Source organism: Rhizobacter sp. Root1221 (assembly GCF_001425785.1).
In the GTDB taxonomy this organism is placed as follows: domain Bacteria; phylum Pseudomonadota; class Gammaproteobacteria; order Burkholderiales; family Burkholderiaceae_C; genus Rhizobacter.
On sequence record NZ_LMDI01000057.1, the window covers coordinates 1 to 6,038 of the forward strand.

Here is a 6,038-nt window from a genome sequence, read left to right on the forward strand (position 1 = left end):
TTGAGTTGGCGCTCTGGGATTTATCCCAAACAGCGAGTGCTCGCAACAACTTACGTGACCTCGGTCCAATTTATTCCGGACAGTAGTGGGCGTTCGCCGGGAGGACTTTCAGGGTTTTTTCTTCGCGCGGGGATGCGCCGCATCGTAGACCTTCGCCAGGTGCTGGAAGTCGAGCTTCGTGTAGACCTGCGTGGTGCGGATGTTGGCGTGGCCCAGCAGTTCCTGCACGGCGCGCAGGTCGCCGCTCGATTGCAGCAGGTGGGATGCGAACGAGTGGCGCAGCATGTGCGGATGCACATGCGTGGGCAGGCCGGCCTGCAGCGCGCGGCGTTTCAGGCGGCCACGCACTTGTGCGGCAGTGAGGCGGGTGCCGCGCTGGTTCACGAACAGGGCGGGCTCGCCGCTCCTGGCGAGCCCCGGGCGTGCCGACAGCCACGCCGCCAGCGCCTGCAGCGCAGGGCCGCCCACCGGCACGCTGCGCCGCTTGCTGCCTTTGCCGAACACGTGGGCCATGGCATCCTGGGCGTCGATCCAGCCGCCAGCGTCCGACCCGGCCACCACGTCGAGGCCCACCAGTTCGCCCACACGCAGGCCGCAGCCATACAGCAACTCGACCACGCAGTGGTCTCGGGCGGCCAGGGCCGGGTCGTCCTCGGCCTCGGGGGCTTCGGCGAGCGTGACGGCCTGGTCCACCGACAAGGCCTTGGGCAGCGGCACGGCGGCTTTCGGCGCACGCACCCCTTCGACGGGGTTCAGGTCGACGAGGCCATCACGCCCGAGCCAGCGGTAGAAGCCGCGCCACGCGGACAGCACGAGCGCGATGCTGCGCGGTGCCAGGCCACCGGCGTGCAACTGCGCCGCCCAGCGGCGCACGTGGAACACCTGGGCGCGGCGCAGGTCGACCGGCTGCTTTTCGGCAAAGGCCTGCAGGCGGGCCAGCGCCTCGCGGTACAGCACCAGGCTGCGCTCGGCCAGCCGCCGCTCCACCTGCAGGTGCTGCAGGTGCCGCTCGATGTCGGGCGCCAGCGCCGCCGCGGGCGGGGCATCCGGGGCGGCGGGCGAGGTCATGGGCTCAGCGCGGGGGCAGCAGGCGCGACAGGCCGGCGCTGGCCAGGTCGCCGATGCGCACCAGGAAGTCGGTGCCCATGTCGGCGCTGAAGCGCATGGGGTCGGGCGACCCGAGCACCAGCATGCCGAAGGCCGGCGTGGCCAGGTCGTGGCGCAGCGGGATGAGCGCCATCGACGTGACGGTGGGGGCATCTTCCAGCCACGACGACGCCTCGAAACCCGAGTTCATGCCGCAGTACGGGGTGGTGAGGCTCGACGCGAAGCTCTGCGCATCGGCCGTGACCGCGCGCGAGAACGGCTGGCCCTGGAACATCTCGGCCGCGCCCCACAGCCGGATGCCGGCCTGCGGGATCAGGAACTGGTGCTGCAGTTCGGACACGAGCACCTCGGGCACGTCGCTCGGGTTCTGCGTGAGCAGGATGGCGCGGGTCCAGCGGTGCAGGCGGTCGGCGATGGCCACGTTTTCCTGGCCGTGGCGGATCATGTCGACGATGCGCATCTCCAGGCCCTTGTGCTTGTCGCGCAGCATTTCCATCTGCCGCTCCTGGAGCGACACGGCGCGCTGGCCGTGGGGACTGGTCAGGTGGATCGACGCCAGCAGTTCGGCGTGGCGCTCGAAAAACCCGGGCGTGTTGGCCAGGTAGTTCGCGATGTCTTGTTCGGTGATGCCTTGCAGGTTCATGCTCACAGTTCGATTGCTCCTTCGTAGACGGTGACGGCCGGGCCGGTCATCAGCACCGGGGATTCGCCGCCTTGCCATTCGATCGTCAGGGGGCCACCGCGGGTTTCGACATGCACCACGGGGTCGAGCAGCCACTGGCGGATGCCCGCCACCACGGCAGCACAGGCGCCGGTGCCACAGGCGAGGGTTTCACCGGCACCGCGTTCGTACACACGCAGGCGCACGTAGCTGCGGTCCACCACCTGCAAGAAGCCGGCGTTGACGCGGCGCGGGAAACGGGTGTGGCCTTCGATGGCGGGGCCCTGGATGGCTACCGGGGCGCGGTCCACGTCGGGCACCACCTGCACCGCGTGCGGGTTGCCCATGGACACCACGGCGATCTCCACCGTCTCGCCGTTCACGTCGAGTGGCCACAGGTCGAAGCCGGCCACGTGGCGCGGCAACAGGCCGGCGCCGTTGAACGGGATGCGGGCGGGCTCGAACACCGGCGCGCCCATGTCGACGGTGACGCGGCCATCGGGCTGCAGCTTCAGTTCGAGCTGCGTGTTCATGGTCTCCACGCGGATGGTGGTCTTGTCGGTCAGGCCCTTGTCGACCACGTAGCGCACGAAGCAGCGCGAGCCATTGCCACACTGCTCCACTTCCTCGCCGCTGCCGCCGTTGAAGATGCGGTAGCGGTAGTCCATGCCCGGGGTGGTGGTGTTTTCCACCACGAGGATCTGGTCGGCCCCCACGCCGAAGTGGCGGTTGCCCAGGTGGCGCAGTTGCGCCGGGGTGAGGTCGAGCGGCGTGCGCGTGGCGTCGAGCACGACGAAGTCGTTGCCGGCGCCGTGCATCTTGGTGAATGGCAATCGCATGGCGCATTATCCCCCGCATGCCTGAAAGGAAGGCAAGCGGAGCGAAGCCGCAGATCAAGCCACCCGCGAGGACCGGCTCTGCCGGCCGACCCGGGGTCGCCCCCTGGGGGCAGGAGGCGCCAGCCGACTGGGGGGCTCAATACAAGGATGGTTCACCCGCCGGACGGGTCTTGAATCGCTTGTGGACCCACAAATACTGGGCCGGGTTGTGGCGGATCTCCGACTCGATCCACCGGTTCATGGCGGCGGTGTCGGCCAGGGCGTCGTCGGTGGGGAAATGGGTCCAGGGTTCACCAAAACGCACGCGGTAGCCCTGCCCGCCCGGCAGCATCTCGGCAATCACCGGCTGCACCACCATGTCGAGGGCCTTCGCCATGCGGGACGGCGCCAGCAGCGTGGCCGCCGGCACGCCGAAGAACGGCACGAAACCGGCGTCGCGTTCGCCGAAGTCCATGTCGGGCAGGTTGAAGAACGCCACGCCGCGGCGGATGGCGCGGATGAGCGGCAGGGCCTTGTCGCTTCGCGGGAAGATCTGGGCGTGGCCGAAACGCAGCCGGCCGCGGCGAATCACCTCGTTCATCGCGACGTTGCTCTGCTCCTGGTACATGGAGCAGCCCTCGTGCTGCTGGAACAGCAGCACCGCCACGCCAGCCACGTCGAGGCCCATGAAGTGCGGCACCAGCCACATCACCGGGCGGGTGCTGCGTTCGGCCAGCTTCACGTCACCTTCCACATGGATGACCTTCTTGAGCCGCTCGGCAGACGCGAACCACAGCAGGCTGCGCTCGAGGATGCTGCGGCCGAGCCATTGGAAGTGCTCCTTGGCGAGCACGCGGCGGTCTTCTGCAGACAACTCGGGCAAACACAGCTCGAGGTTGCGCAACGCGATGCGCCGGCGTGCCGAACCCACCACCCACAGCAACCGGCCGAGCCCGCGGCCGAGCGCGGCCAGCACCCCCAGGGGCAGCCATTGCAACAACCACAGGAAACCCAACAGCACGCGTGTGCCCACGAACTACTCCTTCACGTTCACCGCGGCGCCATCGTCGGCCGCCAACTGGGCGCGGGGCGCCTTGTAGCGGTGGTACCCCCACAGGTACTGCGACGGACGCTGGCGGATCAGCCCTTCCATCGCCCGATTGATGGCGGCCGCGGATTCTGCCGCATCCGCGGGCAAGGGTTCCGGGAACGGATAGAACCGCTGCACGTAACCGGCGCCGCCCGGCAGGCGCTCGCCCCACGTGAGCAGCAGCACGGCCCCGGTCTGCTGCACGAGGCGCGACGCCAGGGTCATGGTGTAGGCGGGTTGGCCGAAAAACGGGGCCCACACGCCCATGCCCTCGGGCGGCACCTGGTCGGGCAGCAGCCCCACCATCTCGCCCTTGCGCAGCGCGCGGATCATCTGGCGCACGCCCGACAGCGTGGCGGGCGCGGCCATCAGGTGCGGCCGCTCGCGCGACGTGCGCACCAGGTCCTTCAGGATGGCCTGGCGCGCCGGCCGGTACAGCACGGTGATGGGCTTGACGGCCCCGAAACGCTCGGCGATGGCCTGGGCGGTGACCTCGAAACACCCCATGTGCGGCGTGAGCAGCAGCACGCCCTTGCCCTGGGCGAGGGCGTCGGCCAGCACGTCCTCGTGTTCGAAGCGCACTTTCGGCAGGATGGGGGTGTCCGTGGGCCGGGCCCACAGGAACGGGATCTCGGCCACCATGCGCCCGGCCGAGGCCACGGCCCCCCGCCAGGCCGCTGCCGGCACACCCGCCAACTCGGCATTGGCCTTCAGCCGGCGGCGGTATGTGGGGGAGGCGGCATAGGTGATCCACCCCAACAAAGCCCCGATGGCGTGCAATACGCCCAGAGGTAACCTGGAGAACCACCGAAAAAGGGTCAGCATCGATCGATTGTTTCTATAATGCGTTGGTCGCCGAGTTACTGAACAACTTGCAGGGCGACGCAGCCACGGTGTAGTTCCCCGAAGCTGCTGGGCCATCCCGGCATTGTGTCCGGGACCGGGCCTGAAAATTCTGCTAAAGCGTTCGCCGCTCTACAAGCCTTCCGGGCCGGCAACGCAGTGTCTGCAACCTGACTGGAGTTTAAGAGTGTCGAACGATTTCCTTTTCACGTCCGAATCCGTTTCCGAAGGTCACCCCGACAAGGTCGCCGACCAGATCTCGGATGCCATCCTCGACGCGATCTTCAAGCAAGACCCCCGCTCGCGTGTCGCCGCGGAAACGCTGACGAACACGGGCCTCGTGGTGCTGGCCGGTGAGATCACCACCAACGCGCACGTCGACTACATCCAGGTCGCGCGCGACACCATCAAGCGCATCGGCTACGACAACACCGAGTACGGCATCGACTACAAGGGCTGCGCGGTGATGGTCTGCTACGACAAGCAGAGCAACGACATCGCCCAGGGCGTGGACCACGCGTCCGACGACCACCTCAACATCGGCGCCGGCGACCAGGGCCTGATGTTCGGCTACGCCTGCGACGAAACGCCCGAGCTGATGCCGGCACCCATCTACTACGCGCACCGCCTCGTCGAGCGCCAGGCCCAGCTCCGCAAGGACGGCCGCCTGCCCTTCCTGCGCCCCGACGCCAAGAGCCAGGTGACGATGCGCTACGTGGACGGCAAGCCCCACTCGATCGACACCGTCGTGCTCTCCACGCAGCACCATCCCGACCAGAGCGAAACGTCGTCGAAGATGAAGTCGTCGTTCATCGAGGCCGTGATCGAGGAGATCATCAAGCCGGTGCTGCCGAAGGAATGGCTGAAGGAAACGAAGTACCTGATCAACCCCACCGGCCGCTTCGTCATCGGCGGCCCGCAAGGTGACTGCGGCCTGACCGGCCGCAAGATCATCGTCGACACCTACGGCGGCGCCTGCCCGCACGGCGGTGGCGCGTTCAGCGGCAAGGACCCCAGCAAGGTGGACCGTTCGGCCGCCTACGCCGCACGCTACGTGGCCAAGAACATCGTGGCCGCGGGCCTCGCGCGCCAGTGCCAGATCCAGGTGGCGTACGCCATCGGTGTGGCCAAGCCGATGAACGTGACGGTGTACACCGAAGGCACCGGCGTGATCCCCGACAACAAGATCGCCGCGCTGGTGAACGAACACTTCGACCTGCGTCCGAAGGGCATCATCCAGATGCTCGACCTGCTGCGTCCCGTCTACGAGAAGACCGCGGCCTACGGCCACTTCGGCCGCGAGGAACCCGAGTTCACGTGGGAAGCCACGGACAAGGCGGCCACGCTGCGGGCTGCGGCCGGGCTGTAAATCGTCATTCCCGGCGAAGGCCGGGATCGCTGACGCAACCGCGCCACGAGTCATCCCTCTTTTGTCATCCCGTACATGGACGCCCCTGTTTCGCAAGCACTTTGTTGGCATGGTCTGGCTGGCAGGAAGAGAGTTGCACCCGTACATCCG

Annotated in this window: 6 protein-coding genes; 1 reads left to right on the forward strand and 5 read right to left on the reverse strand. The window is 67.8% G+C overall.

Going from position 1 to position 6,038, the window contains the following annotated elements:
* Positions 1-108: 108 nt before the first annotated feature.
* The 5 genes from xerC to ASC87_RS27220 all read right to left on the reverse strand — a co-directional run bounded on the left by xerC (position 109) and on the right by ASC87_RS27220 (position 4,501).
* Positions 109-1,068: a tyrosine recombinase XerC gene (xerC, locus tag ASC87_RS27200; RefSeq protein ID WP_056670544.1), complete on the reverse strand. Its 960-nt coding sequence runs from the start codon at positions 1,066-1,068 to the stop codon at positions 109-111.
* A gap of 4 nt (positions 1,069-1,072) precedes the next feature.
* A complete protein-coding gene (locus ASC87_RS27205; protein WP_056670547.1) occupies positions 1,073-1,750 on the reverse strand; it encodes a DUF484 family protein in 678 nt (225 codons plus the stop codon).
* 2 nt (positions 1,751-1,752) lie between these two features.
* Positions 1,753-2,607 carry a diaminopimelate epimerase gene (gene dapF, locus ASC87_RS27210; RefSeq protein WP_056670550.1) on the reverse strand — a complete coding sequence of 285 codons (855 nt, stop codon included), beginning with the start codon at positions 2,605-2,607 and terminating at the stop codon, positions 1,753-1,755.
* Between the two features lie 136 nt (positions 2,608-2,743).
* On the reverse strand, positions 2,744-3,619 hold the full coding sequence (locus tag ASC87_RS27215; protein ID WP_056670553.1) for a lipid A biosynthesis acyltransferase: 876 nt from the start codon (positions 3,617-3,619) through the stop codon (positions 2,744-2,746).
* Positions 3,620-3,622: 3 nt separating this feature from the next.
* Positions 3,623-4,501: a lysophospholipid acyltransferase family protein gene (locus ASC87_RS27220; RefSeq protein ID WP_056670556.1), complete on the reverse strand. Its 879-nt coding sequence runs from the start codon at positions 4,499-4,501 to the stop codon at positions 3,623-3,625.
* Between the two features lie 205 nt (positions 4,502-4,706).
* Between ASC87_RS27220 and metK the strand changes: the two genes are divergently transcribed.
* Positions 4,707-5,888, forward strand: a complete 1,182-nt coding sequence (gene metK / locus ASC87_RS27225) for a methionine adenosyltransferase (protein ID WP_056670560.1) — start codon at positions 4,707-4,709, stop codon at positions 5,886-5,888.
* Positions 5,889-6,038: the final 150 nt, after the last annotated feature.

Coding starts and splice junctions, on each gene's coding strand:
- xerC (WP_056670544.1), bottom strand. CDS start 1,068: ATGACCTCGCCCGCCGCCCCGGATGCCCCGCCCGCGGCGGCGCTGGCG.
- ASC87_RS27220 (WP_056670556.1), bottom strand. CDS start 4,501: ATGCTGACCCTTTTTCGGTGGTTCTCCAGGTTACCTCTGGGCGTATTG.
- dapF (WP_056670550.1), bottom strand. CDS start 2,607: ATGCGATTGCCATTCACCAAGATGCACGGCGCCGGCAACGACTTCGTC.
- ASC87_RS27205 (WP_056670547.1), bottom strand. CDS start 1,750: ATGAACCTGCAAGGCATCACCGAACAAGACATCGCGAACTACCTGGCC.